The organism is Pseudomonas syringae group sp. 26L6, from assembly GCF_032587815.1.
GTDB lineage: Bacteria > Pseudomonadota > Gammaproteobacteria > Pseudomonadales > Pseudomonadaceae > Aquipseudomonas > Aquipseudomonas amygdali.
This window is the reverse complement of record NZ_JAWHPJ010000042.1, coordinates 59,442-86,418: the sequence shown is the minus strand read 5'-3', so window position 1 is coordinate 86,418 and position 26,977 is coordinate 59,442. Positions and strand designations below refer to the sequence as shown.

Annotated in this window: 23 protein-coding genes; 10 read left to right on the top strand and 13 right to left on the bottom strand. The window is 58.0% G+C overall.

What is annotated here, in order from left to right; all coding sequences use genetic code 11:
• Positions 1-74: 74 nt before the first annotated feature.
• The 5 genes from RYA97_RS18525 (at position 75) to RYA97_RS18505 (ending at position 4,092) form a co-directional block, all read left to right on the top strand.
• Entirely contained in the window at positions 75-1,484 is a 1,410-nt protein-coding gene (locus RYA97_RS18525) for a DUF4329 domain-containing protein (protein WP_005782785.1), read from the top strand.
• 206 nt (positions 1,485-1,690) lie between these two features.
• Positions 1,691-2,464: an FKBP-type peptidyl-prolyl cis-trans isomerase gene (locus RYA97_RS18520; RefSeq protein WP_002552635.1), complete on the top strand. Its 774-nt coding sequence runs from the start codon at positions 1,691-1,693 to the stop codon at positions 2,462-2,464.
• A gap of 365 nt (positions 2,465-2,829) precedes the next feature.
• Entirely contained in the window at positions 2,830-3,282 is a 453-nt protein-coding gene (locus RYA97_RS18515) for a YkvA family protein (protein ID WP_316892833.1), read from the top strand.
• Positions 3,283-3,382: 100 nt separating this feature from the next.
• Positions 3,383-3,724, top strand: a complete 342-nt coding sequence (locus RYA97_RS18510) for a helix-turn-helix domain-containing protein (RefSeq protein ID WP_004643821.1) — start codon at positions 3,383-3,385, stop codon at positions 3,722-3,724.
• Positions 3,721-4,092, top strand: a complete 372-nt coding sequence (locus RYA97_RS18505) for a hypothetical protein (RefSeq protein WP_002552638.1) — start codon at positions 3,721-3,723, stop codon at positions 4,090-4,092. Before RYA97_RS18510 ends, RYA97_RS18505 begins: the two co-directional genes overlap by 4 nt.
• 136 nt (positions 4,093-4,228) lie before the next feature.
• On the opposite strand, the gene RYA97_RS18500 is transcribed toward RYA97_RS18505, so the two are convergent.
• Both RYA97_RS18500 and RYA97_RS18495 read right to left on the bottom strand, forming a co-directional pair.
• The gene (locus tag RYA97_RS18500; RefSeq protein WP_117139819.1) at positions 4,229-6,001 is read right to left on the bottom strand and encodes a bifunctional diguanylate cyclase/phosphodiesterase; all 1,773 of its coding nucleotides are present in this window, start codon (positions 5,999-6,001) and stop codon (positions 4,229-4,231) included.
• A 117-nt stretch (positions 6,002-6,118) separates the two neighbouring features.
• Positions 6,119-8,200, bottom strand: a complete 2,082-nt coding sequence (locus tag RYA97_RS18495) for a carboxy terminal-processing peptidase (protein WP_004657761.1) — start codon at positions 8,198-8,200, stop codon at positions 6,119-6,121.
• 138 nt (positions 8,201-8,338) lie between these two features.
• Between RYA97_RS18495 and RYA97_RS18490 the strand changes: the two genes are divergently transcribed.
• Positions 8,339-9,301 (top strand): NAD(P)H-quinone oxidoreductase, encoded by a 963-nt coding sequence (locus RYA97_RS18490; protein WP_005732900.1) that lies wholly within the window; start codon positions 8,339-8,341, stop codon positions 9,299-9,301.
• 19 nt (positions 9,302-9,320) lie between these two features.
• Here the strand turns inward: RYA97_RS18490 and RYA97_RS18485 are convergent, their stop codons facing one another.
• The 6 genes from RYA97_RS18485 to RYA97_RS18460 all read right to left on the bottom strand — a co-directional run bounded on the left by RYA97_RS18485 (position 9,321) and on the right by RYA97_RS18460 (position 14,651).
• Positions 9,321-9,974 (bottom strand): HAD family hydrolase, encoded by a 654-nt coding sequence (locus RYA97_RS18485; protein WP_117139789.1) that lies wholly within the window; start codon positions 9,972-9,974, stop codon positions 9,321-9,323.
• Positions 9,975-10,084: 110 nt separating this feature from the next.
• Positions 10,085-11,074, bottom strand: a complete 990-nt coding sequence (locus RYA97_RS18480; RefSeq protein WP_002552643.1) for an ABC transporter ATP-binding protein — start codon at positions 11,072-11,074, stop codon at positions 10,085-10,087.
• Position 11,075: 1 nt separating this feature from the next.
• A complete protein-coding gene (locus RYA97_RS18475) occupies positions 11,076-11,873 on the bottom strand; it encodes an ABC transporter permease (RefSeq protein WP_002552644.1) in 798 nt (265 codons plus the stop codon).
• Entirely contained in the window at positions 11,860-12,702 is an 843-nt protein-coding gene (locus RYA97_RS18470; protein WP_002552645.1) for an ABC transporter permease, read from the bottom strand. The genes RYA97_RS18475 and RYA97_RS18470 overlap by 14 nt, the downstream gene beginning before the upstream one ends.
• Complete coding sequence (locus RYA97_RS18465) at positions 12,699-13,505, bottom strand: alkaline phosphatase family protein (protein WP_004657771.1); 807 nt, start codon at positions 13,503-13,505, stop codon at positions 12,699-12,701. Before RYA97_RS18465 ends, RYA97_RS18470 begins: the two co-directional genes overlap by 4 nt.
• Before the next feature lie 78 nt (positions 13,506-13,583).
• Entirely contained in the window at positions 13,584-14,651 is a 1,068-nt protein-coding gene (locus RYA97_RS18460) for an ABC transporter substrate-binding protein (RefSeq protein WP_057405466.1), read from the bottom strand.
• 354 nt (positions 14,652-15,005) lie between these two features.
• Here RYA97_RS18460 and RYA97_RS18455 point away from each other — a divergent pair, with 354 nt between their 5' ends.
• Both RYA97_RS18455 and RYA97_RS18450 read left to right on the top strand, forming a co-directional pair.
• Positions 15,006-15,728, top strand: coding sequence for a UTRA domain-containing protein (locus RYA97_RS18455; RefSeq protein ID WP_005732905.1), 723 nt, complete (start codon positions 15,006-15,008; stop codon positions 15,726-15,728).
• Positions 15,729-16,629: 901 nt separating this feature from the next.
• Positions 16,630-19,668 carry an Ice nucleation protein gene (locus tag RYA97_RS18450; RefSeq protein ID WP_410478510.1) on the top strand — a complete coding sequence of 1,013 codons (3,039 nt, stop codon included), beginning with the start codon at positions 16,630-16,632 and terminating at the stop codon, positions 19,666-19,668.
• A 251-nt stretch (positions 19,669-19,919) separates the two neighbouring features.
• Here the strand turns inward: RYA97_RS18450 and RYA97_RS18445 are convergent, their stop codons facing one another.
• From RYA97_RS18445 to minC, 5 genes are all read right to left on the bottom strand, one after another.
• The gene (locus RYA97_RS18445) at positions 19,920-21,209 is read right to left on the bottom strand and encodes a M18 family aminopeptidase (protein WP_002552650.1); all 1,290 of its coding nucleotides are present in this window, start codon (positions 21,207-21,209) and stop codon (positions 19,920-19,922) included.
• Between the two features lie 702 nt (positions 21,210-21,911).
• Complete coding sequence (locus RYA97_RS18440) at positions 21,912-22,547, bottom strand: RluA family pseudouridine synthase (RefSeq protein ID WP_004657795.1); 636 nt, start codon at positions 22,545-22,547, stop codon at positions 21,912-21,914.
• 90 nt (positions 22,548-22,637) lie between these two features.
• Positions 22,638-22,892: a cell division topological specificity factor MinE gene (gene minE, locus RYA97_RS18435; protein ID WP_002552653.1), complete on the bottom strand. Its 255-nt coding sequence runs from the start codon at positions 22,890-22,892 to the stop codon at positions 22,638-22,640.
• The gene (gene minD / locus RYA97_RS18430) at positions 22,892-23,704 is read right to left on the bottom strand and encodes a septum site-determining protein MinD (RefSeq protein ID WP_002552654.1); all 813 of its coding nucleotides are present in this window, start codon (positions 23,702-23,704) and stop codon (positions 22,892-22,894) included. Before minD ends, minE begins: the two co-directional genes overlap by 1 nt.
• A gap of 231 nt (positions 23,705-23,935) precedes the next feature.
• Entirely contained in the window at positions 23,936-24,676 is a 741-nt protein-coding gene (gene minC / locus RYA97_RS18425; protein ID WP_002552655.1) for a septum site-determining protein MinC, read from the bottom strand.
• A 120-nt stretch (positions 24,677-24,796) separates the two neighbouring features.
• Here minC and RYA97_RS18420 point away from each other — a divergent pair, with 120 nt between their 5' ends.
• Together RYA97_RS18420 and RYA97_RS18415 are read left to right on the top strand one after the other, a co-directional pair.
• Complete coding sequence (locus tag RYA97_RS18420) at positions 24,797-25,729, top strand: lipid A biosynthesis lauroyl acyltransferase (protein WP_002552656.1); 933 nt, start codon at positions 24,797-24,799, stop codon at positions 25,727-25,729.
• Between the two features lie 32 nt (positions 25,730-25,761).
• Positions 25,762-26,943, top strand: a complete 1,182-nt coding sequence (locus tag RYA97_RS18415; protein ID WP_002552657.1) for a patatin-like phospholipase family protein — start codon at positions 25,762-25,764, stop codon at positions 26,941-26,943.
• Positions 26,944-26,977 lie beyond the last annotated feature (34 nt).

Below are 26,977 nucleotides of genomic sequence, written 5' to 3'. Positions count from 1 at the left end.
TCATCTATGTCACCCGCCACCCTGAGTTTCCTTACGCTAATGACTCAATCAGTCAGGCTTTCAAGGAGCCTCGGATGCACCCCAGAAAAAGAATTGAAAAACGGTCCGTTGACCATCATCCCGGCATGCCAGCGTTTAGCGTGCCTTTCGATCATCCTGATGATGCGGCGCGCTATGCCCATGAGCGGATCGGCAATCGGCGTGACCGTGAATACGGCGGCTTTATTCTGGTTCGCAAGGATGGCAAGTACGTTGCGACCGAACCCATGAACGGCAGCCGGTTCAGCTTTGACCCCAACGAAGTCTTTCCGCGCAACGATGAGGAGGGGTATGTGCTCTACCCGCAAGGGTATGACGACTATGCGATTTACCATTCTCACCCGTCACTTCAGGCCGGGCTTGAAGAATGGCCGGAGCGTGAAAAGGTTACCTACCCGAACAGTTTTTCAGCGGGCGACATCTATGCAGCGATCGATGACCAGGAGGTTTGTCCGGCGACTTATCTTTCCGGACCTGACGGCTCCTTGATCAAATACACGCTGTCCCGTTCTGCCGCCGAAGACACGCTGTTCGCGCGCGTAGCCGGACCGCCAGGCATGCCGCACCTGAGTGAACTCAGTCAGATCCACAAGGCGCTGCAGAACCTCACCATGCTGCCCAGTGATGTGGTCCGGTTGCTCGCAGGTGCCGGGGATCTGGAAGTGATAGTGCCCAGTCGTCTGTGGGGGCGGGTCGGGAAAGTGTCTACAGACTGGCGCCCTTATCCGGACGATGCCGCCACTCGCACGCCTCCTGTGACATCGCCTGCAAGCTGCGCCGTGCAATGGCCACCCAGGCCTCTGAGCCTCAGCGTGCCGTTCACCCGTGCTGATGAAGCTGCACGTTACGCGCACGGCCGGATTGGTACTCGCATTCATTCGCAGATCATCGGTTTCCTACTGTTCAACCCGGTAACGCGCGCTTACCTGATCGCCGAGCCGATCCTTGAAGATGGCGCTCCGGTCTACGCACCCTGTTCGGCGTTTCACCCCGATGCTTACTACCGGCCTGCATTACCTGATGGCTATCGTGTTGACGGCATGTATTTTTCATCTGCCAACCTCGTAGCTGAGGGCGGGCGTGAAGTAGTGAGTGATTTCTTCGACCCGGACGATCTGCATCGCATGTTCAGTTATCGGTACAAGCCTGCACAGCGACCCAAAGGCTCGCCAATTCGTTACGGCTTCGAGATGTCGGCAGTTTATTTCTCGGCAGCCGATGGTGCGCTGCTCGCGTACACACCCAGCCGGTCCGACGAGGAGCTTCGGCTTTTACGAAGCGTATCGCGCGTGTACTCGGGGGCTGAGTCCATCCAGGCGCAACTCGCCGCAGGTACGATCAATGTGCAGGACTTTGTTCGCGCAGTGGCACGAGCCGGGCACCTGCGTGTGCTGCAGACCAGTAAGCGCTGGCCTCATGCCGGGGTGGTCAGCCCCGTGTCATGAGCCCTTCACTGCAAACCCGCGTGTTTCCCATGCGAATCACAAACTGAACTGCAACTGAACAATCCAGTGCCGCGCCGGGAAAACCTTTGGATACCTGAACTTATCGGCGTTTTCTCCCTCTCATGCCGGTAGCCATTGATCGCGGCGGCCTGATAAGCTCGCGGCTTTACTCGTTTGCCCTTTTGGCGCATGAACAAGGAATTAGCATGAAACAGCATCGGTTGGCAGCGGCGATTGCCCTGGTCGGTCTGGTACTCGCAGGTTGTGACAAGCAAGCCAGCACCGTAGAGCTGAAAACTCCGGCACAAAAAGCGTCTTATGGCATCGGTCTGAACATGGGCAAAAGCCTGGCTCAGGAAGGTATGGATGATCTGGATTCCAAGGCTGTGGCCCTGGGTATCGAAGACGCAGTCGGCAAGAAAGATCAGAAACTCAAAGACGAAGAGCTGGTTGAAGCCTTCTCGGCCCTGCAGAAGCGCTCCGAGGAGCGTCTGGCCAAGATGAGCGAAGAGGCTTCGGCCGCTGGCAAGAAATTCCTCGAAGAGAACGGCAAAAAGGATGGCGTGGTCACCACTGCTTCCGGCTTGCAGTATCAAATCATCAAGAAAGCGGATGGCGCTCAGCCTAAGCCTACCGATGTTGTGACTGTTCACTACGAAGGCAAACTGATTGACGGCAAGGTCTTCGACAGTTCCGTTGAACGCGGCAGCCCGATTGACCTGCCTGTAGGCGGCGTTATCCCGGGTTGGGTCGAAGGTCTGCAACTGATGCACGTAGGCGAGAAGATCAAACTCTTCATCCCTAGTGATCTGGCGTACGGCGCGCAGAGCCCGAGCCCTGCGATCCCGGCAAATTCGGTACTGGTCTTTGACCTTGAGTTGCTTGGCATCAAAGACCCGGCAGCTGCTCCGACAGCTGGTGCTGATGCTGACGAAGAAGAAGAGGCAGCTCCTGCCGCTTCGGCTCCGGCCAAGAAGTAACGCACTACCTGGCTACAGAAAACGCCCTGTCTCGACAGGGCGTTTTTGTGTCCGGCTTATTTCCCGAACGCTTGGACATTCGGGCAGTCCCACTATCATGGAAGCGCGCAGTAGCATTGTCCGATAGTCCGGCAAGGTAACGGCACTCGCTTGAGCGAGGGGGCGGTTTCACACCTTTGTAGCTTTTTTGTGAGTAAAAAACGCCCGATTTGACTGTGGTCCCCCGATAACGGGGAGTTCAGGCATGAAAAAAGCCACTGTTCACAAGGTTATCCACAATTATTGTGGATAACCTTGTGGTACCGGCCAGGCAGGTTCGCCGGATCTGCTTTTATCGAAAGACATTTTGCTGAACGGGAGTGGGTATGAAAGCACCGTGGAATTTTATTCGTTATCTGCCCGGAGCCCGGCGTCTGCTGGCAGCGGGGCGACTGCCAGGGTTGCTGTTTGCTGTCGCACGCAAGGGCAACAGTGAAGGTAATCGTCTGGGCAAGCTCAAGGACGATCTGCGTTTGCTCCAGGCCTTGTGTCTGGCTTACTGGCGTGGTGAGTACCGAAGCATCAGTCCTAAAGCCATTTTGTCCATTGTCGCGGGCCTGATGTATTTCCTTAGCCCGCTGGACGCTATTCCTGACTGGATTCCAGGCCTGGGGATGTTCGATGACATCGCAGTGCTGGCCTGGGTCACCAAGCACTTGAGCGACGAACTGGATGCTTTTCGTGCGTGGCGCGAGCAGCAACCGCCCGAGAAACTCATCGTGGTCGAGCAACTGCTCAAGACCCAGGCGCTGCTGGAGAAAGAGCGGGGTAAGGTGTAAGTCTCACCGATTGAACACAAGCCATAGCGTTCCGCTGTTAAGATGCCAGCCTATGAATCAAGCCTGATCAGTGTGCGGTCGTGTAGTACAAGGTGACTCTATGGATCTTCAAGTGATATCCCGTGACGGTGAGCCGGAATATGCAGTGCTGCCCTGGGCTCAGTACCAGGCACTGCTGAAGGCTGCCGGGTTGGTCGGCAAGCCGCGCCAGGAACCGGTTGCATCGACTTCCGGCATCGCTGCCGGTGAGCTTCCAGGGTTCGATGAGTTGCGGGCACTGCGCGAGGCCAAAGGTCTTGAAGTGGCCAGCCTGGCGCGTACGGTCGGCATCAGTCCGTCTTATCTGGAGTTGATCGAGAATGGTACTCGTCAGCCGGATGCTGCAATAAAGCGCAGCCTGGCATGGGAGCTTGGAGTGCCGGGCTGGCGAGGCGAGTCGTGAGCGTGCGCATCAGCCGTCAGCATTGGGACGGCCTGCTCAATGAGCTCGATCAGGCGCGCCGCCAGCGTCATCTGCTGACCTATCGCGCGTTGGTCGAGCGTTTGCAATTGCCCAGTCCGGCCATGCAGACCCTGACCGCAGCCTTGGAGCATCTGGCCGCCATGGACGCCCGCGCGGAACAGCCTTTGCGCAGCTCTCTGGTGATCAGCCAGGGCGCAAGCCGCTTGCCGCGCCCAGGTTTTTTTGAATGCGCAGAGCGCCTCGGACGCTTCTCTGGGCCGTCAGATGGCGTCGCCGCCGCCTCGTGGCACGCCGCCGAAGTGGTTCGGGTGTTTGAATACAGCTACCCGGAAGTGGAGGTGCAGTAGCGATTCGGCCCCCGAATCTTCAGTGGCTGTATCGACCCCTTCGTGAGTAATGCGGATCGCCGCCCGGTCACTCCCACAACAGCGAACCCGAGGGAGCGAGCTTGCTCGCGAAGTCGCACGTTCAGCTCATTTATCCTCACGCTTGTACCAATAAATCCAGCCGCGTCGAATCGATCACATGAATGCTCGCGCCAGCAACGTCCTTGGCGAAATGTTTGGCTTGTGAGGCCAGGTCGGCCAGCTGGCTGGCATCGACCAGCGTGCAGCTTTCTTCGTGCAGATGCACTACGCCAATCGACAGCGATAGCAACGGGAATTCCTGACGCTGCCCCTGTCGGTTGAGGGCGACGAAGCAACCGGCTTCCAGATGCTCCGCGCGGTAGAAACGTCGGCATTGATTCTGGAAATCATCCAGCAGGGTTTTCAGGCGGCGCTCCCAATCCTCAATGCCCAGCACCATCAGAAAATCATCCCCGCCGATGTGTCCGACAAAGTCTCTGCTTGGGTCGATACGGTCGTTCAGACACTGCGCGAGACACAGCAGCACTTCATCGCCACGGGCGTAGCCGTAGATGTCGTTGAAAGGCTTGAAGCTGTCAATGTCCACATAGCAGATCACCGATTCGCGGCCCTGTTGCAGCAGACGCATCAGGCATTGCTGGATCGGAACATTGCCGGGCAGCAGGGTCAGCGGGTTAGCGTAACGTGCCTGCTGGATTTTCATCTCGGTAATCAGCTTCAGAACATTGATGACCCGTCCCAGGCCCAGATAGGTACCGTTGGAGATGATGATGAAATCCTCTTCGATGCGCTGCCGGGCTCGGCTGGTCAACAGTCGGCTGACCTGTTGCAGTGTCTGGCTGACTTCCACGGCCAGAAAGTCATCACTCATCAGGCGGCTGATTGGCTTGCGGGCAAACAGTTCGGTACCAAAGGGCTTGAGCAGTGCCTCGGACAATGAATGCCTATGGACGATGCCGCAGGGCCTGGCCTCGTCGTCCAGCACGGCCAGCGAATTGAGATTGGCCTGCCTGCGAAACGCTTCCAGCACCTCAGCTGTGGGCGTGGACTGGCTGACTGATGGTTGCGGGTTGAGCAGGGCAGAAAGGTCTGCCGCTTCTTCGTTCAACGGCGCGCTGGTGGTCTCTGCCTTGGGCAGCATGGCGCGGGTGTCGCGTGGCGGGCGCTCTTGCGGACGGGCAAGCAGATAGCCCTGAACCAGATCCACGCCCATGTCCTTCAGCGCCGCCAGCTCTTCGGGCAATTCGATGCCTTCGGCAATCACGGTCGCTCTGGAAGCCTTGGCCATCTGCAGCATGGAGCCAACGAACTCGCGCTTCACCGCATCCTGGTGAATTCCGTCGATGAAGTGCCGATCGATTTTCACGTAGTCCGGGCGCAGCTCCGACCAGAGTCGCAAGCTCGAATAACCGGCACCCAGATCATCCAGCGCGATGGAGAAGCCCATGTCGCGGTAGTGGTGCAGCGCGTTGTACAGCAGGTCGAAATCATCGGTGGGCATCTGCTCGGTCAGTTCGATGACTACATCCTTGGGCGCGATTTGATAACGGCGCAGCATTTCCAGGGTGCGGCCCGGTGGATGAGACGTTTCGAGCAGCGATTCGGGAGAGACGTTGAGAAACAGCTTGCCCGGCAACTTCTGCTGGCTGAAACGCCGGCAGGCGCTGTCACGGCAACTCAGTTCCAGCTCACTCAGGCGGCCTGCCTGTCGAGCGATGGAAAACAGGTTCAGGGGCGAATGCAACGCGCTGTTGGACGGTCCGCGGGTCAAGGCTTCATAACCCAGAATGCGACGTTCCGATAGCGACACGATGGGCTGGAACAAGCTGTGCAAATCACCACGAGCCAGAATCGAACTCAGTGTGCTCAACTGCTCGGTTAGGGTCATGGTCGTCTCGAAGAGAATAAAAAAGGGCTGAGCGCTTGCGCGTTCAGCCCCGTATTTCACGACAGCTTCATGACTGTTTGATGACGTTGACGCTAAATGGCCATCAATGAGTCTGTCTTATTTTTTCGCCACAGCGGCGCTTAGCCCCAGATAGTCGATCAGAATACGCCCGGTCTCTGCCAGGTAGGCATCGTCCTCGGGTTTGGTTTTCTCGTCTTCCACCGGCAGCGCGTCTTCGTCTTCCTTCTTCAACTCTTTGAGCGGCTCTTCACCCTTGGCCTTGCGGCGGGTGTTTTCCAGCGCGAGCTGCTTGCTTTCGATGGACGCATGCTCGGCACGACGGTCGGCTTCATTGAGGCTGACCGTTTTTTCGTTCATCAGCTTCTTGGCCAGCGCCAGACGGTCTTCAATGAACACGAACTCGGCGTCTTTCGCCGAACGTGCTTCATGACGCGCCTGCAACTGCGCCAGGAACGGCTTGAACGGGTCGATTGCCGGCTTGATCGCCGGTTTGATGCTGTCCCATGGCATGGCCTCGGGCAGCGCGCTCTCGCCGATTTCCTTGGTATCGATCAGCGACGGGTAAGTGATGTCCGGCACTACACCCTGATGCTGGGTGCTCTGACCGGAAACCCGATAGAACTTGGCCAGAGTCAGCTTCAGTTCGCCATGATTGAGCGGCTGAATGGTCTGCACGGTGCCCTTGCCGAAGGTCTGGCCACCAATCACCAGCGCACGGTGATAATCCTGCATCGCGCCAGCGAAAATCTCAGATGCCGAAGCGGACAGGCGGTTGACCAGCAAGGCCATAGGGCCTTTGTAGAACGCGCCTTTGGCTTCGTCTTCCAGCACATCGACCTTGCCGTCGGCGTTACGCACCAGCACGGTCGGGCCCTTGTCGATGAACAGACTGGTCAGCTCGGTCGCTTCCTGCAACGAACCGCCACCATTGTTACGCAGATCCAGTACCACGCCATCGACCTTCTCGGCCTGCAGCTCGGTAAGCAGTTTCTTCACGTCACGGGTGGTGCTCTTGTATTCCGGATCGCCAGCACGGTAGGCCTTGAAGTCCAGATAGAACGCAGGGATGTCGATGACCCCGAGTTTGTAGTCCTTGCCATCCTGTTTGAGGTGCAGGATCGACTTCTTGGCCGCCTGCTCTTCAAGTTTCACCGCTTCACGGGTGATGGCGACAATCTTGCTGGTCTGGTCATTCGGCGCATTGCTGGCCGGGATGATCTCCAGACGGACCACGGAACCTTTCGGACCGCGGATCAGCTTGACGACTTCATCCAGACGCCAGCCGATCACATCGACCATTTCCTTGTCGCCCTGGGCAACGGCCACGATCTTGTCGGCTGGCGCGACCTGCTTGGTTTTGGCCGCAGGGCCTGCCGGGACCAGACGCACGATTTTCACGTTGTCGTTATCGCTCTGCAACACGGCGCCGATGCCTTCCAGCGACAGGCTCATGTTGATGTCGAAGTTTTCCGCGCTGTCAGGCGACAGGTAGTTGGTGTGCGGGTCATAAGACATGGCGAAAGTGTTGATGTAGGCCTGGAAGATATCTTCGGCGCGAGTCTGGTTCAGACGGGCCTGCTGATTCTTGTAACGCTTGGTCAGGGTTTCCTGGATCTTCGCCGGGTCCTTGCCTGCGATCTTCAGGCGCAGGACTTCATCTTTTATGCGCTTGCGCCATAGCTCGTCCAGCTCGGCCGTGTCCTTGGGCCATGCGGCGTCCTTGCGGTCCACCAGCAGGGTTTCCTTGGTATTGAAATCAAGCTTGTCGACGCCCTTGCTCAATTCAGCCAGCGCGAAGTCCAGACGCGCCTTGATGCGGTCCAGGTAGCGCTTGTAGATAGTGAAACCCGGATTCAGGTCACCACTTTTGAGGAAGTCGTCGAACTGGAACTGCCATTTGTCGAATTCGGCAATGTCGCTGGCCATGAAATAGCTGCGCGAGGGGTCCAGTTGCTTGATGTAGCTCTGGTAAATAATCGCTGAACGCTTGTCGTCCAGGGGCGGCTTGCTGTAGTGATGTCGTTTGAGCAGCTCAACCACGTTGAGGCTGGCAATCACTTCGTCGCGGTCCGGCTGAAGATTATCCCAGCTGTTGGCGGCAAAGGTACTGGCTGACATCGGCAAAACGCTAAGGCCGACAAACAGTGCGAGGGCAGTGCTGGGGAATAATTGCTTCATGCTGATTCGACGCGAGGACAATTGATAACGCATATTAGGCCGTCTTTGAGGTCGCCGGTTCCTTCGGACCCGGCCGCATAATGCAAAAGCCCGGGCAAAACAGCCACGGGCTCAGTCTGGACTCACTATGGAGGCACCGTGAAGGCATTGCAAGGCGTTGAAGGACATGTGGAATGGGTCGAGGAGCCGAGTCCGGCCCTTGATGTGGGGCAGGTACGTATCAAAGTGGCTGCGGCAGGTTTGAATCGAGCCGATCTGTTACAGCGCGAGGGCAAGTATCCGCCGCCGCCCGGCGTCACTCAAACGCTCGGTCTGGAGTGCTCGGGGGTGATCGCCGAAGTGGGTCCGGGTACGTCCTGGGTGGTCGGAGACCGCGTCTGCGCGCTGTTGGCGGGCGGGGCGATGGCTGAAGAAGTGGTGGTCGACGGGCGACATGTACTGCCAGTTCCAGAAGGGCTGTCGCTGCATGAGGCCGCCGCCATCCCTGAGGTGTATGCCACCGCGTGGCTCAATCTGTTTCAGCTGGCAGGCCTCAAGCCGGGTGAAAAGGTGTTGTTGCACGCAGGCGCAAGTGGGGTTGGTTCAGCCGGTATTCAGCTTTGCAAAGCGTTCGGCAACCCGGTCTGGGTCAGTGTCGGTTCGACCGAGCGTCTGGCCTATTGCGTCGAACTGGGAGCACAGGGCGGCGTAGTACGTAGCGAAAGTCTTGAAGGCCTGAACGATTTTGCACCGTTCAACGTCATTCTCGACCCGGTGGGCGCAAGCTACGCCGAACTCAACGTCAAACTGCTGGCTCTGGACGGTCGCTGGGTGCTGATCGGTATCATGAGCGGGCGCGAGGCGCAGGTGGATCTGGCGCACGTGCTGGGCAAACGTATCCAGTTGATGGGTTCGACCTTGCGCAGTCGCGATGACACATTCAAGGCCGACCTGCTCAGCGACCTGGGCCAGCACGTCTGGCCGCTGTTCACTGAAGGCCGCCTCAAGCCGCAACTGGCGAAATCCTTTGCGATCAAGGATGCCGACGCTGCGTTCGAAGAGCTGGCGACCAACACGGTGTCCGGCAAGATCGTGCTGGTCATCGACGAAAGCCTGGTCTGACCCGGTGGTGCCTCTGGACTCAGCTCCAGTTGTGCATCGGCCAGCCTGCTTTCCGCGCGTGTTCCAGTAACACGGCATCGGGGTTGACCACATTGGGGTGGTCAACCTTGAGCAGCAGCGGCAGGTCATTGCGTGAATCCGAGTAGAAGCTCGCCCCCTCAAGGTTTTCCCCTTCGGCGTCCAGCCACTCCATCAGGCGCGTGATCTTGCCTTCCCGATAGGTCAGCACGCCGACCGTGGCACCGCTGTACACGCCATGTTGCACGTCCAGTTCGATACCCAGCACTTCGTCGATCCCGAGGCGTTCTGCGATGGGTTTTACCAAGTGCACACCTGACGCCGAGATCACCAGAATCCGGTCGCCTTTGGCGCGATGCTGAGCAATACATTTGCAGGCGTCGCTGTAGATGATCGGCTCGATGACGTCCTCAACCCACGGGCCGACCAGATGATCGATTTCTTCAGGCGTACGGCCAGCCATGGGTTCAAGGCTGAACGCCATGTAGTCTTCCATTGCCAGCTCGCCTGCGCTGTAGGCGGCCATCAGTTCGTCGTTGCGCTGCATGAACGAGGTTGAGTCGACCCAGCCCAGGCGACCCATCTGCTCGCTCCAGAGCGTGGCACAGTCGCCGCCGATCAGGGTCTCGTCAAGGTCGAAAATTGCCAGGGGCATGTGCGTTTCTCCTAAAAGTCTGTTGAATCAGCTGTCAGCTTCACGCTTGGCGTCTTGATCGGCAAGCGTGTGGCGTTATCCGTGCAGAACAAAATCAGTTCAGGGCACGGTTAGTTCAGAGCACAGAGCGCCGACGGTTCGATGTTCAGTGTTACACGCCTTCCATCCGGGTGCAGGTCGTCGGCGCTGCGGTTCAGTACGTCGACCACCAGTTCCACGCCGCGGGCCTGTATCCGGTAGCGGATGACGTTGCCGAGCAGACTGTGACTGCGTACTTCGCCTTCCAGTTCGCCGGTCAGGCTCAATTGGATCGATTCAGGGCGAATCGCAATGCGGCTGGTGATCGGGCGTTGCATCAGACGTGTGGCGTCTTCGGCTTCCAGCAGGTTGTAGTTGCCGATGAAACCCGCAGCGAACACGTCAACCGGAGCGGTGTAAAGGGTTTCTGCGTCACCACTCTGCACGATCCGGCCTTCGTTCATCAGGAAGATGCGGTCGGACATGGTCAGCGCCTCCTCCTGATCGTGGGTCACGAAGATCGTGGTAAGGCCCAGCTCGCGCTGAATGGCGCGGATCTGCTCACGCAGGTTTTTGCGAATTCGCGCATCCAGTGCCGACAGCGGCTCATCAAGCAACAGCAGGCGTGGGCGAGTGACCAGCGAGCGCGCCAGAGCCACGCGCTGGCATTGCCCGCCGGATAACTGATGCGGATAACGCGTGGCAAAGTCGTGCAGCTCGACCATGCGCAGAATATCGGCAACGCGCTTTTCGCTGTCGGCCGCACTGACTTTCTGAATCCGCAGGCCAAACGCGACGTTTTGCTCGACGGTCATGTTGGGAAACAGCGCGTAGCTCTGGAACACCATGCCGATGTTGCGTTTTTGTGGTGTGAGCGGCACCAGGTCAGTGCCATCAAGCAGGATGCGCCCGCTATTGACTGGCGTAAGCCCGGCAATGCAGCGCAATAACGTGGACTTGCCACAGCCGGACGGGCCGAGCAAGGTGACAAACTCGCCTTTCGTGATACTGCAGTTGATGTCGCTGAACACTGACGTGCTGGCATAGCTTTTCTGCAGGTTTTCAATGCTGACAAAACTCATTTCAGTCTTTGTCCTTGTTCAGTCGATTGGCGGCCCAGGTCAGCACCAGCACGAAGAGGAAATAGGAAATCACCAGCGCGCTGTTGAAGTGACCGCTGCTGTTGCGCATGTTGTTCAGGTAGACCTGCAGGGTTTCATAGCGAGTGCCGACCAGCAGGTTGGCGAACACGAATTCGCCAAACAGGAACGAGAATGACAGCAGCAGCGCGATCATCAGGCCCTTGCGCAGGTTAGGCAGCACGACCATGAACGCTGCTTGCCAGGTACTGGCTCCAAGCAATTGGGCGGCGTCCATCAGGTCCGTCAGGTTGATGGCCTGCAGGTTATTGGTGATGGCGCGGTACATGAAAGGCAGGGCAACAGTGAAATAGCAGCCGATCAGAATCCACGGCGTGCCGACCATGGCCATGGGGCCGGAGCCATAGAGTTGCAGCAGGCCCACCGACGAGACCACGGGCGGCACGGCGAACGGCAGCAGGATCAGGATGTTCATCAGCCCGTCGAGGCGCGGGAAGTAGTAATGGACGACAAACAACAGCGGCAGAATCAGCACCACCGAGAGTATCAACGCGCCGACGCATACCAGTAGTGACTGGCCGAACGCCGCCAGAAAACGCGGATCGCTCCACAGCGCCACGTACCACTTGAAGGTCAGGCCACTGGGCAGAATGGTCGCCGACCAACTGGTGGAAATCGAGTACAGAAAGGTCCCGGCCAGCGGTAATAACAGGATCAGGAACAGCAGGTAAACCACGGTTTTGTGGTAAATGCCCGCAGGCCGTCGTTCAGCGCGCGACATGGTAGCTCCTCTTCAACAGCCATTGATGGACGACTGTGACCAGAGTCATTAGCCCGACCAGAATCATCGCCAGAGCGCTGGCCATGTTCGGGTCCAGGGTGATATCGCCTGCCACCATCGCGGCAATGCGGATCGGCAGCACGTTGAAATTGCCGGTGGTCAGGGCGTACACCGTGGCATACGCGCCCAGCGCGTTGGCCAGCAGAATCACGAACGTACCGAGCAGCGCAGGGGTCAGGACCGGCAGGCCGATATAGCGCCAGAATTGATAACTGCTGGCACCCAATAGCGCCGCCGACTCGTTCCAGTCCTCGCGCACCGCGTCAAATGCCGGGTAAAGCAGCAGCACGCCAAGCGGGATCTGGAAGTAGGTGTAGAGGATGATCAACCCGGTCTTGGAGTACAGGTTGAAGTCATCAATGATCCCGGTTTGCTTGAGGATCAGGGTCAATGCGCCGTTGAAACCCAGCAGAATGATGAACGCGAACGCCAATGGAACGCCGGCAAAGTTGCTGGTCATGTTGGCGAACGAATTGACGAAATCCCGCAGCCGCGAGTCTACCTTGCGCAGCGAATAGGCACCCAGCACAGAGATGATGATGCCGAACAGGCTCGACCAGAAGCTGATCTCCAGGCTGTACTGGATCGCCTGCCGATAGAACTTCGAGCTGAACGCCTTGGTGAAGTTCTCCCAGCCCCAACCGGCGTCGCTTTGCAGGCTGTGAATCGCCACCCAGAGCAGCGGCGCAATCTGAAACACAATGAAGAACACGGCAAAGGGCACCAGGCACAACAGCCCCAGCCACTTGCCTCGGGAAAATCGGGTCAATTGAGCATCTCCCGGCAGACCGGTTTGTCGTGATGTATGCCGAGCAATTCGCAGATGGTGCCGCACAGGTCGGTCTGGCGTGGCGCTGCATGGACATTCAGGCTGAACGCATCACCCAGCACGAACAGCGGCACTTCGCGTTCTTCCGGCAGCAGGCCATTGTGCGAGCGGTCGTTGTTCATGCCGTGGTCGGCGGTCACCAGCACTTGATAACCCGCGTCCAGCCAGCGTTGCAGGTAGTCAGCCAGAATGATGTCGGCATTGCGGGCGGTGTTGCGATATTGCGCAGTGTCGAGGCCGTGCTTGTGCCCGGCGTCGTCGATGTTCATGGGGTGAATCAGCAGAAAGTTCGGTGCATGTTTCAGGCGCAGGCTTTCAGCGTCGGCGAACAGGTGCGAGTCCGGGTAGTGATCGGCCCAGTAGAACAGCCCGTGCTGAATGGGTAGTTCCGTTGCCTCGGTATGACGATCGCGTGCCGTGTCGAACGGCGTGCGGTTATACAGCTCGCTGAACCAGTGATAGGCCGCCGCTGCAGTGGTCAGGCCGGCGTCACGAGCGTAGTGAAAGACGCTGCGCTGGTTAGACAGGCGTGAAACGTTGTTATGCACGATGCCGCTGTCGATAGGCGCGACCCCGGTCAATATGCATTCGTACAGGGGGCGGGAGAGGGCGGGTAGCTCGCATTCCAGCTTGTAGAGCGCGGCGCGGCCAGCATCATGCCAGGCTTGAAGATGGCCCATTGCGTGGCGGGCCACGTCGTAGTTGAGGCCATCGAGCACGATCAGGATGACGTTGTGTTTCATGGGCGACTCGCTTTAAAAGAACGGGCGAGTCTGGCTCGCCCGATGTACACGACTTCATCCCTGAGCCGCAGGAGAGAATCAGTTCATCTCGATGATGACCTGCTCGTTCCACTTCTGAGGCAGCGCTTTGGAGGTTTTTTCCCAGGCATCTGCGTCCTTGATCGGCTTGGCATTGAGGTATTGCTCATGCGGCAGCAACTGGGCTTTCACGTCGTCTGGCAGCTTGATGTGTTCGACGCGAATCGGACGCGCATTGCCTTTGGCCAGGTTGATCTGACCGGCATCGCTGAAGGTGTATTCACGCGCCAGTTTGGCGGCGTTCGGGTGCTTGGCGTATTTGTTGATGATGGTGGTGTAGCCGGAAACCACCGAGCCGTCCGACGGGATCAGCACCACGTAGTCATCCGGTTTGGCCATCTTGGCTTTGTAGTTGAGACCGTTGAAGTCCCAGACCACGCCGACTTCGATTTCGCCTTTTTCGATGGTTTGAATGGTCGGGTTGGCCAGTGACAGGCGTTTCTGCTTGGCCAGGTCGGTGAACAGTGCCAGGCCTGGCTCGATGTTGCTTTCGTCGCCTTTCATGGCAATGGCTGCGGCCAGTACGCCATTGGTTGCTTGCGCAGCAGTGCTTACATCACCAATGGAAACCTTGTATTTACCGGTTTTCAGGTCGGCCCAGCTTTTCGGTATTTCAGAGCCGTGCAACAGGTTCTTGTTGACGATAAAGGCGATGGTGCCGGTATAGGCCAGCGCCCAATGGCCGTCCTTGTCCTTGGCCCATTCCGGAATCTGCTCCCAAGTGGTTGGCTTGTAAGGCTGGGTCACGCCTTTGGCAACGGCTATAGGACCGAACGCGGCACCCACGTCGCCGATGTCACCGCTGGCGTTGTCTTTCTCCGCATCGAATTTGGCGATCTCCTGGGCCGAACTCATGTCGGTGTCCATGTGCTTGAGGCCGTATTTGGTTTCCAGGTCTTTCCAGATGCCACCCCAGTTAGCCCAGTCATCCGGCATGCCGAGACTATTGACCGCACCTTCAGCCTTGGCCGCAGCCTCCAGCGTTTTAAGGTCTGTGTCCGCAGCCATGACCAGCGAACTCATTGCCATGGCTGAACCGAGGAGTGATGCCAACAAAAGATGTTTCATTCGGAGCTCCTAGTGCACTTCTTGCAAGAAGTGTTCGTTTCGGATTGTTTGGTCTAGATCAGCAATACCTGAGCCAAGTTAGGCTTTTTGCATGACATTTTCGTGTCGTGTTCAGTGCCAGAAGCTGTTTTTAACGTGGTTCGGCAGTGCCTGGCGCTAAGCGTAGACCATGGGATCGTGCTTGCTTTTCAACGGCTAAAGGCCTTTTTTCGGAGCAGTTGGCATGGATCGTGTTTCGTCATGTCACAGAATGGTCATGTGCCCGGCCTAGGCTTGAAGCAATGGAGTTAATGGCGTCGGTTGCACTGAGGTGTGCCCCGCAATAGAGCTGGTCTAGTCCAGACGGATACCGGAATGCGCGAAGATGTGCCACGGGCGGTAACAACGATTTGCAGTGCTCTGCAGGAGCAGATCGAACATGGCTTGTTGCCGCATGGCAGCAAGCTGCCTGCGGAACGCAAGCTTAGCGAGGTGTTTGCTACCACCCGTATCACGTTGCGTGAGGCCCTCGTGCAACTGGAGGCGCAAGGGCTTATTTACCGTGAAGAGCGTCGCGGCTGGTTCATTTCCCCGCCACGACTGGCGTATGACTTGATTCGGCGCAGCCATTTTCACGCAATGGTCTGCGCGCAGGGAAGAGTGGCTCACACTCAGCTGCTGTCGGCACGTCTGCAACCGGCTTCGGCGATGATCTGCGAAATGCTCGAACTGCCTGCGCTGTCGAGCGTGATCCAGATCTGCCGCGCCCGGCGTATCGATCAGCGGCTGGTGCTCTATGTTGAGCATTACCTGAGGCCGGAATTATTCCCCGGCATCCTCGATCACGACCTGAACGAGTCACTCACCGAGCTTTATGCCCGCTGTTATGACCTGCATTACGGACAAGTACGTTTTGATATGGTCCCCACGGCACTGCATGCCGACGCTGCAGCCGCCTTGAAGGTTTCCCTGGGCAGCCCCGGCCTGCGTATTGCAAGAATAAACTATGACCAGCGTGATCGACTGATTGATTGCGATCTTGAATACTGGCGTCATGATGCTATTCATGTGCGCGCCAATGTGCGTGGCAAGTTGTAGTTGAGTGCGGCTCTTCAAAAACTCCGGGCATGCGGCAAGTTTCAGTAAATTAATATCGGTGTATTCAGCGCTTTGTTAGTTGCGGGTGCCAGCCAGTAAGACGTGACCTTCCTCTTCATTGAAAACCTTGGCTGTGCGGGCCGCTCAGGTCGAGTGCGTGCGCGCAGACGTCCGGCTTATTTAAAAATTTAATGAGAAAATAACTTTAAGCTGCAAAGGGGTGAGCGTAACTTAAAAAGTTTTTGAGGTGAAAAAGTTAAGGTTTTTTTATTCCGGTTGTCGAAAATAAATAGTAAAAATCCGTATTGATTAATATTTATTAGTTGGGTGTGATACGTTTTTAGAGCGTCATTGCGCGTGGTCGGTAAGTGGATTGCCTGGCGCAGTTTCGCGTGTGGGATGTGAAGGTTGATATCGTAGCTGGCCGTTAACGTGTGAATTGATGAGTGCGGCTACTTTCATTTAAAGGATCTATGAGGGCGCTGTAATTAATCTTGAAAAAGCGTTGGTATTACGGACATGTGCAAATAACATGGCCGATCACTGCGGTTTGGTGTGGCCTGTCTCAGGGACCGTTGAGTGCAGGCACTGGCAACCGACAAAAGCACATGAAAATGGACTGGCAGGTTTATTGTGGGGTGTTGGAACCAGCGCCTTTTTGAGTGTTCATGCCGATGCGCGATGGGTTGTCTGTGAAGTGGCCGTTGCCGACCTCATTGCGTTGTCCGAGAGCGGAATGGTGAAATTCCAGCGGGCGCAAGTCGTTCATGTCGGTGACAAAAGCAGTGCTGCACATTACCTCTTGATGCACCGGGCCAGTTACTCATCGACAAGTCCCCCTGCGGCTGTCGAGGTTCGTCCGGCCAGTGGCGAGCTTGTTGTCAGTCATGAAGTATTTGACGTGGCATCAGTGAGTGCCGCTGTCGGCGCGGAGGGCAATCTTCCCGCCGTCACCACGCAGACGCTGCAGACAGCGACCTACGGCAGCACGTTGATTGGTGACAGCCACAGCCAGCTTGTCGCGGGTTACGGCAGCACCGAAACGGCGGGAAGCCATAGTGATCTGACCGCTGGGTACGGCAGCACCGGCACGGCAGGCTCCGACAGCTCGCTGACTGCAGGTTATGGCAGTACGCAAACTTCCGGGAGTGACAGCTCGCTCAGGGCTGGTTATGGCAGTACCCAGACTGCACAGGAAGGCAGCAACCTGACCGCCGGATACGGCAGCACCGGTACCGCAGGCGCGGATAGCTCATTGATCGCCGGATATGGCAGCACCCAGACATCAGGAAGTGACAGCGCACTGACGGCAGGCTACGGCAGTACGCAGACTGCACAGGAAGGCAGCAACCTGACCGCCGGATACGGTAGCACCGGCACAGCAGGCTCTGACAGTTCTCTGATTGCCGGTTACGGCAGTACGCAAACGTCAGGAGGGGACAGCGCACTGACGGCAGGCTACGGCAGTACCCAGACTGCGCAGGAGGGCAGCAACCTGACCGCTGGGTACGGCAGCACCGGCACCGCAGGCGCGGATAGCTCATTGATCGCCGGATATGGCAGCACCCAGACATCAGGAAGTGACAGCGCACTGACGGCAGGCTACGGCAGTACGCAGACTGCGCAGGAGGGCAGCAACCTGACCGCTGGATACGGTAGCACCGGCACAGCAGGCTCTGACAGTTCTCTGATTGCCGGTTACGGCAGTACGCAAACGTCAGGAGGGGACAGCGCCCTGACGGCGGGCTACGGCAGTACGCAGACTGCACAGGAAGGCAGCAATCTGACCGCCGGATACGGCAGCACTGGCACGGCAGGTTCCGACAGCTCGTTGATCGCCGGTTACGGCAGCACGCAAACCTCTGGAGGCGACAGTTCGCTCACTGCGGGCTATGGCAGTACGCAAACCGCACAGGAAGGCAGCAACCTGACGGCTGGGTACGGCAGCACTGGCACGGCAGGTTCCGACAGCTCGTTGATTGCCGGTTACGGTAGTACGCAAACCTCGGGCAGCGGCAGTTCGCTCACTGCAGGTTACGGCAGCACCCAGACTGCCCGTGAAGGCAGCACCCTGACGGCCGGATATGGAAGTACCGGGACAGCCGGTGCCGACAGCTCGCTGATTGCCGGTTACGGCAGCACGCAAACGGCCGGCGCTGACAGTAACCTGACCGCAGGCTATGGAAGCACGGGCACCGCGGGCCATGAGAGCTTCATCATTGCGGGCTATGGAAGTACGCAGACAGCAGGCCACAAAAGTATTCTGACCGCTGGCTACGGAAGCACTCAGACTGCCAGGGACGGTAGCGACCTGATCGCGGGCTATGGCAGTACTGGAACAGCAGGTTCGGGCAGTTCGCTGATCGCAGGGTATGGCAGCACCCAGACCGCGAGTTACAGAAGCATGCTGACCGCCGGTTATGGGAGTACTCAGACGGCCAGAGAGTACAGTGACCTGGTCGCAGGTTATGGCAGCACTTCAACGGCAGGCTCAAACAGTTCGCTTATCGCCGGATATGGAAGCACCCAAACGGCGAGCTTCAAAAGCATATTGACTGCCGGTTATGGGAGTACCCAGACGGCACAGGAACGCAGTGACCTGGTCACAGGTTACGGAAGCACGTCGACTGCGGGTTACGCAAGCTCCCTGATTGCTGGCTATGGCAGTACGCAGACGGCAGGCTACGAGAGCACGTTGACCGCCGGTTACGGCAGTACGCAAACCGCACAGGACAGCAGCTCGCTGACCACTGGTTACGGAAGTACTTCCACTGCGGGCTATGCAAGTTCGCTGATTGCGGGTTACGGCAGTACGCAGACGGCAGGTTACGAGAGCACATTGACTGCGGGTTATGGCAGTACGCAAACGGCGCAGGAACGCAGTGACCTGGTTACAGGCTACGGAAGCACTTCCACCGCAGGTTATGCAAGTTCGCTGATCGCGGGTTACGGCAGCACGCAGACGGCAGGTTACGAGAGCACGTTGACAGCCGGTTATGGCAGTACGCAAACCGCGCAGGAAAAAAGCTCGCTCACCACCGGCTACGGAAGTACCTCTACCGCCGGCCATGAGAGTTCGCTGATCGCGGGTTACGGCAGTACGCAGACGGCAGGCTATAAAAGTACGCTCACGGCAGGTTATGGCAGTACCCAGACTGCCGAGCATGGAAGTTCATTGACGGCGGGGTATGGCAGTACGGCAACGGCCGGGCAGGACAGCTCATTGATCGCCGGTTATGGCAGTTCCCTGACCAGCGGAATCCGAAGTTTTCTGACGGCAGGCTATGGCAGTACGTTGATCGCCGGACTTCGCAGTGTGTTGATTGCCGGTTATGGCAGCAGTCTCACATCGGGCATTCGCAGCACATTGACTGCGGGCTACGGCAGTAACCAGATTGCAAGTTATGGCAGCTCGTTGATTGCGGGCCATGAAAGTATTCAGGTGGCCGGACACAAAAGCATGCTTATCGCCGGCAAGGGCAGTTCGCAGACCGCAGGTTTTCGCAGCACGCTGATAGCCGGTGCAGGCAGCGTACAGCTGGCAGGTGACCGCAGCAGACTTATCGCCGGTGCAGACAGTAATCAGACGGCGGGGGACCGCAGTAAACTACTGGCCGGTAACAACAGTTACCTCACCGCTGGAGACAGAAGCAAGTTGACCGGCGGGCATGACTGCACGTTGATGGCGGGAGACCAAAGCAGACTGACCGCTGGAAAGAACAGTGTGTTGACAGCAGGCGCTCGCAGCAAACTTATTGGCAGTGAAGGTTCCACGTTATCGGCAGGAGAAGACTCCACGCTTGTTTTCAGGCTCTGGGACGGTAAGCGGTACAGACAACTGGTGGCCAGGACGGGAGAAAACGGCGTTGAAGCCGACATTCCGTATTACGTGAACGACGATGACGATATCGTCAATAAAACCGACGAGGACGATACCTGAGTCACGTAACCGGGTTATTCGTACTGAATCATCGACAGGGTACGTCGGTGCGGTTCGGGACATGATGTCCCTTTATAAACGAATCAACGGTGTACGGCACAAAGGTGCCAGGGGTAAAACCGATAAAACCTGCGTTGTTTTTTATGTGTAAGCCGCGAAACTTTATTTTTCAATCAGGGCGTTTGACCGGGCGTCAGAACTGTTACGCGGGAGCAGCACGCCGCCCCCACGAGAATCAATCATTGCAGGCGTTATGGCAGCTCGTGGCTGGCATAGAACGCGCTCAATACCTTGACCAGATGCGCCAGATCATGACTGCCAGCCAGTTCGCGAATCGAATGCATGGCGAACGTCGGCAGGCCGATGTCTACCGTGCGAATCCCCAAATGGCTGGCGGTGATTGGCCCGATAGTCGAGCCACAGGCCATGTCGCTGCGCACCACGAAACTCTGCACCGGTACTTCTTCAGCCATGCACAGATGGCGGAAGAAACCGGCCGTTTCACTGTTGGTGGCGTAACGCTGGTTGCTGTTGACCTTGATCACCGGCCCGGCGTTGAGCTTGGGACCATGATTGGCGTCATGTTTTTCGGCGTAGTTGGGGTGTATGCCGTGGGCGTTGTCGGCCGATATCAACAGCGATTTCTGAATGGTCCGCACGTAGTCTTCGCTGCTCGGCAGCAGGCGCTGGACGATCTGCTCAAGCATTGCGCCGTCTGCGCCACAGGTCGACGACGAACCGACTTCTTCATGATCGGTGCATACCAGCAGAGCGGTTTCGTCACTTTCGCTGTTCAGCAGCGCTTGCATCCCGGCATAACACGACAGCAGGTTGTCCAGGCGTGCGCCTGCCAGGAAGTCCCCATTGAGGCCGACAACGGCGGCACTCTGTGTGTCATAGAAGCTCAGCTCGTAATCGAGCACCACGTCTGCATTCAGCCCGTGTTCGCGGGCCAGTTGATCCGTCAGAAGCGCACGGAAGTCCGCGCGTTCGTCGCCAGCCACTTGCGCGAGGATTGGCGGCAGTTCGTTTTGCGCATTGATCGCCCAACCTTCATTGGCAGTGCGGTTCAAGTGAATGGCCAGATTGGGAATCACGGCAATCGGCAGCTTGAAGTCGATTAACTGACTTTCAACCTTGCCATCGCGGCGGAAGGTGACGCGACCTGCCAGCGACAGATCACGGTCAAACCACGGTGCCAGCAGCGCGCCGCCGTAGACTTCGACGCCCAGTTGCCAGAAGCCCTGGCGTTGCAGTTCCGGTTGCGGTTTGACCCGCAGGCACGGGCTGTCCGTGTGTGCGCCAACCATGCGAATCCCGCCGGTGAGTGGCGACTGACGGCCCATGCGGAAGGCGACGATAGAGGAGTCATTACGGGTGACGAAGTAACGACCTCCAGTTTCTATTGCCCAGGTATCACGTTCATCCAGCCGCTGAAAACCCGCAGCTTCGAAGTGTTGCACGAGGGTGGCGGTGGCGTGGAACGGGGTGGGAGAAGCCTTCAGAAAATCGATGAGGCCGTTGTTCAACTCTGCGCGCATAAATAGCTCCAGACAGCAATGGCGCGAGTTTACCCCATTGGCTCAGTCGTTGCCGCTGCCACAGAAACGCTTTTCGACCGTGAAGGAGCCTGACGAAGTTGAGCCGGAAACCGGAGCCACAAGGGCCTTGCTCACTTCGGTCCCTCAAAGTGAGTCGCCGAGGGGGGAAAAGGTAACTTGAGCCGAACGCCAATCCACCTGAAGTCGCAGAACCGCTGTGTGACGCGGAGCGTCACGAACTGCATGCCTACGCGGAGCGCAGGCACGATAGTCTAAGCTGACGCACAGCGCCGAGAGTAAAAGCGCTTTTCAACCGCGGTGGCACTGACGACGCAGAGTGCGACGTTAGTGACGGCTGAGTCCTGGCGCTGATCCGGGGGTAGCCTGGCAGGACGCCAGGCTAGCCGCACCGGGCCATGGATGGCCCGTTGCGGCGACCCCCGGATCAGTGACAGGGCGAAGGAACCCGACGAAGTCGGGCCGGAAACAGGAGCGGGGGGCTTTGGTTACTTTGGCCCCATCAAAGTAACTCGCCGAGGGGCGAAAAGGTGACTTGAGTCGACCCTAAATCCACCTGAAGTCGCAGAACCGCTGTGTGACGCGGAGCGTCACCAACGGCATTACCACGCGGAGCGTGGGAACGATAGTCAGAGCAGCTGTATGACGCGGAGCATCTGCACGATAGCCAGCGTGTCATTCAGATCAGAAAGGCGCGGGGCACTCGAAGGTCAACCGCTCGCCGGTGCCCGGATGGGTAAAGCTCAACATGCTGGCATGCAGGCACAGGCGCGGGTACGCCGCCAGCGCTTCGGGATGGGCATACAGACCGTCGCCCAACAGCGGATGACCGATCGACAGCATGTGCACCCGCAGTTGGTGCGAGCGGCCGGTAATAGGGGTAAGTTCGACCCGGCAGTAGGTGTCGTGACGTTCGACGACTTTCCAGAATGTCAGCGCGTGTTTGCCACCCTCGTGATCCACCACATGCCGGGGCTTGGTAGGCGGGTCGTAGCGTAGCGGCAGGTCGATACTGCCGCTGTCCAGCGACGGCTGGCCCCAGCACAGTGCGGTGTAGGCTTTTTCGGTTTCGCGATCATGAAACTGACGCGACAGCTCGCGGTGCGTGTCGGCATCGCGGGCCAGCAGGATGATGCCCGACGTTTCCCAGTCCAGACGATGGACGATGCGGGCTTCGGGGAAGCCGTTTTCCTGCAGGCGGGTAATCAGGCAATCCTTGTTGTCATCGGCGCGGCCGGGGACGGAAAGCAGCAGGGTAGGCTTATCGATTACCAGAACGGCTGCGTCCTGATAAATGATGCGGATGTTCGACAACGGCATGCAACGGCCTCGAAACGCTAGAAACGCCAACGGCGGTAAGGGCGCAGCTTCCTGAGAAGTGCGCCGATACCGCCGCAAGCGACTGCCTGATCAGCGATCTGGCAGGGTGATATTGAGTTCCAGAATCGAGCAGCTGCCTTGGCTTTCCAACGCAACCTGAACTTGATCGGACTCGATATTGACGTATTTACGGATCACTTCCACCAGCTCTTTCTGCAGTGCAGGAAGGTAGTCCGGCGTACTGCGCTGGCCGCGTTCGTGCGCAACGATGATCTGCAGACGCTCTTTCGCTACCGAGGCCGTGCTTTCTTTTTTGCGGTCACGAAAGAAGTCAAAAATATTCATTAATTACCCCCGAACAGACGTTCAAAGAATCCTTTCTTCTGCACATCCAGGAAGCGATGTTCCCGGTCTTTGCCCAGCAGGCGGTCAACGGCATCGCTGTAGGCCTGGCCAGCATCGCTCTGGTCATCGAGGATGACCGGCACGCCCTGGTTGGAGGCTTTCAGGACAGCCTGGGATTCGGGGATCACGCCGAGCAGGGTAACAGCAAGGATTTCCTTGACGTCTTCCACACCAAGCATTTCGCCCTTGCTGACACGCTCAGGGTTGTAGCGAGTCAGCAGCAGGTGTTCCTTGATCGGGTCTTCGCCGCGTTCGGCACGACGTGATTTGCTGGCCAGCAGGCCCAGCATACGGTCGGAGTCACGCACAGAGGATACTTCGGGGTTGGTCACGACGATCGCTTCATCGGCGAAATACATGGCCAGGTGAGCACCGGTCTCGATACCGGCCGGCGAATCGCAGACGATGTATTCGAACGATTCCTTCAGCTCCATGAGGACTTTTTCAACGCCCTCCTTGGTCAGTGCTTCCTTGTCACGGGTCTGGCTGGCAGCCAGCACGTACAGGCCTTCGATCTTCTTGTCCTTGATCAGCGCCTGTTGCAGGTTGGCTTCGCCATTGACCACGTTGACGAAGTCATACACGACCCGACGCTCGCAACCCATGATCAGGTCGAGGTTACGCAGGCCGACGTCGAAGTCGACGATGACTGTCTTGTGACCACGCAATGCGAGACCGGTACCGATAGCGGCGCTGGTGGTGGTCTTGCCCACACCACCCTTGCCGGATGTAACAACGAGAATCTTGGCCAAGGTGTATCACCCCTAGAGGAAAAGGACATTAAGTCCCTGAAGAGCATCTCCTGGCGCCGCGCCCGTCGAAGCATTGTGTCAATTCTGGGGTCTGATTCCGGAAAGGTAGCGTTAAGCTATTACTTTCAACTCATATACCCGCTGAAAAGCAGTGCTTGTCAGAACTTCCTGCCGCCTTCACGACGGTTTCGCGACGAATCAGAGATACTTTGAAAATTGCGGCAGTATCCGTTAAAGACGAATGATGTTCAACACATCACCTGACAGGCTGACCTGGACCGGCGAGCCCCATAGAGGGTCCCTGCGCAAGTCCTCGGAAACCTTGTATTGCCCGGCAATCGAAATCAGCTCTGCACTCAACTGCTGACAGAAGATTCGTGCTTTCGTGTCGCCTTTTATTCCCGCCAGTGCCCTGCCGCGCATTGGGCCGTACACATGGATGTTTCCATCGGCCAGAAGTTCCGCACCGGGACTGACCGGCGCAACCACAACCAGATCGCCGCCCTGGGCATAAATCTGCTGACCGCCGCGCACCGGAGCGGTTATCACGCGGGTCGGCTTGATGAGCGGTTCGGGTGGTTTTTCCGGGATCTTTTTCGGCGCTTCGACTTCAATCGGGTCGATTACGCGCTCACGTGCGCCGGACGGCGGCAGCACCGGAAGATCAACGGCAATGGCTGCAGCGATGTCTTCGATGCGGTTGGCACGGATCGCCAGGGTGCGCAGACCGTGCTGGCGACAGATACGCACCAGCCCGGGGAGATCCACCGGGCCTTCGTTCGGAGCGAGTTTGTCCAGAGCCAGGATCAACGGCGTATTGCTGAAGAAGTTGGGGGCTTGTGCCACTTTCGCCGCCAGTTGCCTGTCGAGCGCTTCAAGGTTGGTCCGGGCCAGCTCCATCACAGTGATGGCGAGCATGCTGCCCTTGAGCTGAAATACAGGTTCCGGGTTTTGCGATTCAATCTGGCTCATGGTTGATATACACAACAGCTTGTCGCTAAAAGTGCCGAGACTTATAGCGAGAACGCCCGCGAGCCGCAAGCAGGTAGAACCGTTGTAGAATGCGCGGCCTTTGTTCTGACGGAAGCCCAAATGGATCGCCCACGCTTTAAAGCCAGTTTCCTTCACCCCCGTTTCTGGCCTTTGTGGCTGGGGTTGGGGCTTTTATGGCTGGTTGTCCAGTTGCCGTTTCGCGCCCTGCTGGCCATTGGTCGGGCATTGGGTGCGGTCATGTACCGAGTGGCCACTGATCGAAAAAATATCGCGTCACGCAATCTTGAGCTGTGTTTTCCTCATTTGTCCGCCGCCGAGCGCAAGCGTCTGCTCAAGGAAAACTTCGCCTCCACCGGGATCGCCTTCTTCGAGATGGCCATGAGCTGGTGGTGGTCGAAAAAACGTCTGGCCAGACTTGCTCATATCGAAGGGCTCGAGCACCTGCAGAATGCTCAGGAGAAAGGCGAGGGCGTGATTCTGATGGCGCTGCACTTCACCACGCTGGAGATCGGTGCGGCACTGCTGGGCCAGCAACACACCATCGACGGCATGTACCGCGAACACAAGAGCCCACTGTTCGATTTCGTCCAGCGTCGCGGACGCGAGCGGCACAACCTTGATTCGCTGGCTGTCGAGCGCGATGACGTGCGCGGCATGCTCAAGTTGCTGCGTGCCGGCCGGGCCATCTGGTATGCACCGGATCAGGACTATGGCGCTAAACAGAGCATCTTTGTGCCGCTGTTCGGCATTCAGGCCGCGACCGTGACCGCTACCAGCAAATTTGCGCGTCTGGGCCGTGCTCAAGTGGTGCCGTTCACTCAGCAGCGTCTGGCTGACGGTAGCGGTTACAGGCTGGTGATTCACCCACCGCTGCAGGATTTTCCGGGTGAAAGCGACGAAGCCGATTGCTTGCGTATCAATCAATGGGTAGAAAGTGCTATCACTGAATGCCCGGAACAGTATCTTTGGGCGCATCGGCGCTTCAAGAGTCGACCGGCTGGCGAACCGAAGCTATATAACAAACGTAGATAAAAAGCGTCGTTGACCATCGAGGCCAGTTGTAGATGCCAGATACCGCAGTAGTGACCCAGGCTGTAACCGAAGTCGAGCCCGTGACCGGGCTTATTTTGTCAGGTGGCGGTGCGCGTGCTGCGTATCAGGTTGGCGTACTTGCAGGCATTGCCGACTTGCTGCCGCCCGGTTCTCCCAATCCCTTTCCGGTCATTGTCGGTACGTCAGCCGGGGCAATCAACGCGGTGAAACTGGCCAGCGGCGCGCTGCACTTTCGCATTGCCATTCACCAGTTGACCGAATTCTGGCAGTCGTTCCGCAGCCATCAGGTGCTGCGCAGCGACTGGTCTGGTGTGATTCATCAGGCCAGCCGTTTTTTTGGCCGCAGCCTGATGGGCTTCGGGCGAAATATCCCGGTTGCCTTACTCAACAGCTCGCCTCTGCGTGAACTGCTCAATGAGCGGCTGGACCTGTCCGGGATCGAGGCCGCCATTGATGCCCATCACCTGCGCGCCGTGGCGGTAACAGCTTTTGGCTATGAATCAGGGCAGGCAGTCACGTTCTATCAGGGCCGCGGCACCATCGAGCCCTGGCTGCGTCATCGACGTATCGGCCGCCCGACTCAATTGACCGTGGATCACCTGCTTGCCAGTTCAGCCATTCCCTTGCTGTTCGCCCCCGTAATGCTGGATCAGGAATACTTTGGTGACGGTGCCGTGCGTCAGTCGGCACCGATCAGTCCGGCGCTGCACCTGGGTGCCAATCGTGTTCTGGTCGTAGGCGTGAGTGGCAATCCGCGCGGGCTGAAAACCGAAAGGCCGGCACCGCGTGCGCCAATCGGCATACAGCCAAGTCTGGCGCAGATCAGCGGCCACATGCTCAACAGCACCTTCATCGATAATCTGGAAAGCGATATCGAGTTGCTGGAGCGCTTGAACATGGCCAGCGCGTTGCTGCCTTGCGATCAGATCAGGCAGCCGGGTATGGAGCCGGTGGAAGTGCTGGTGATTTCCCCAAGCCGCCCGCTGGACGAAATCGCTGCCCGGCACCGCCGTGAACTTCCGCCTGCATTGCGCACGTTCCTGCGCGGGCCGGGCGCGACCAAAAGCAGTGGCGCCAGTGTCCTGAGCTATCTGTTGTTCGAATCGGGTTATTGCAGCGAACTGATCGAATTGGGCCGACACGATGCGATTGCCCAAGGTGCGGAATTGAAAAGGTTCCTGCGCCTCACATGACGCCTCCACGGCAGGAGCGAATCCTGCCGTGGGA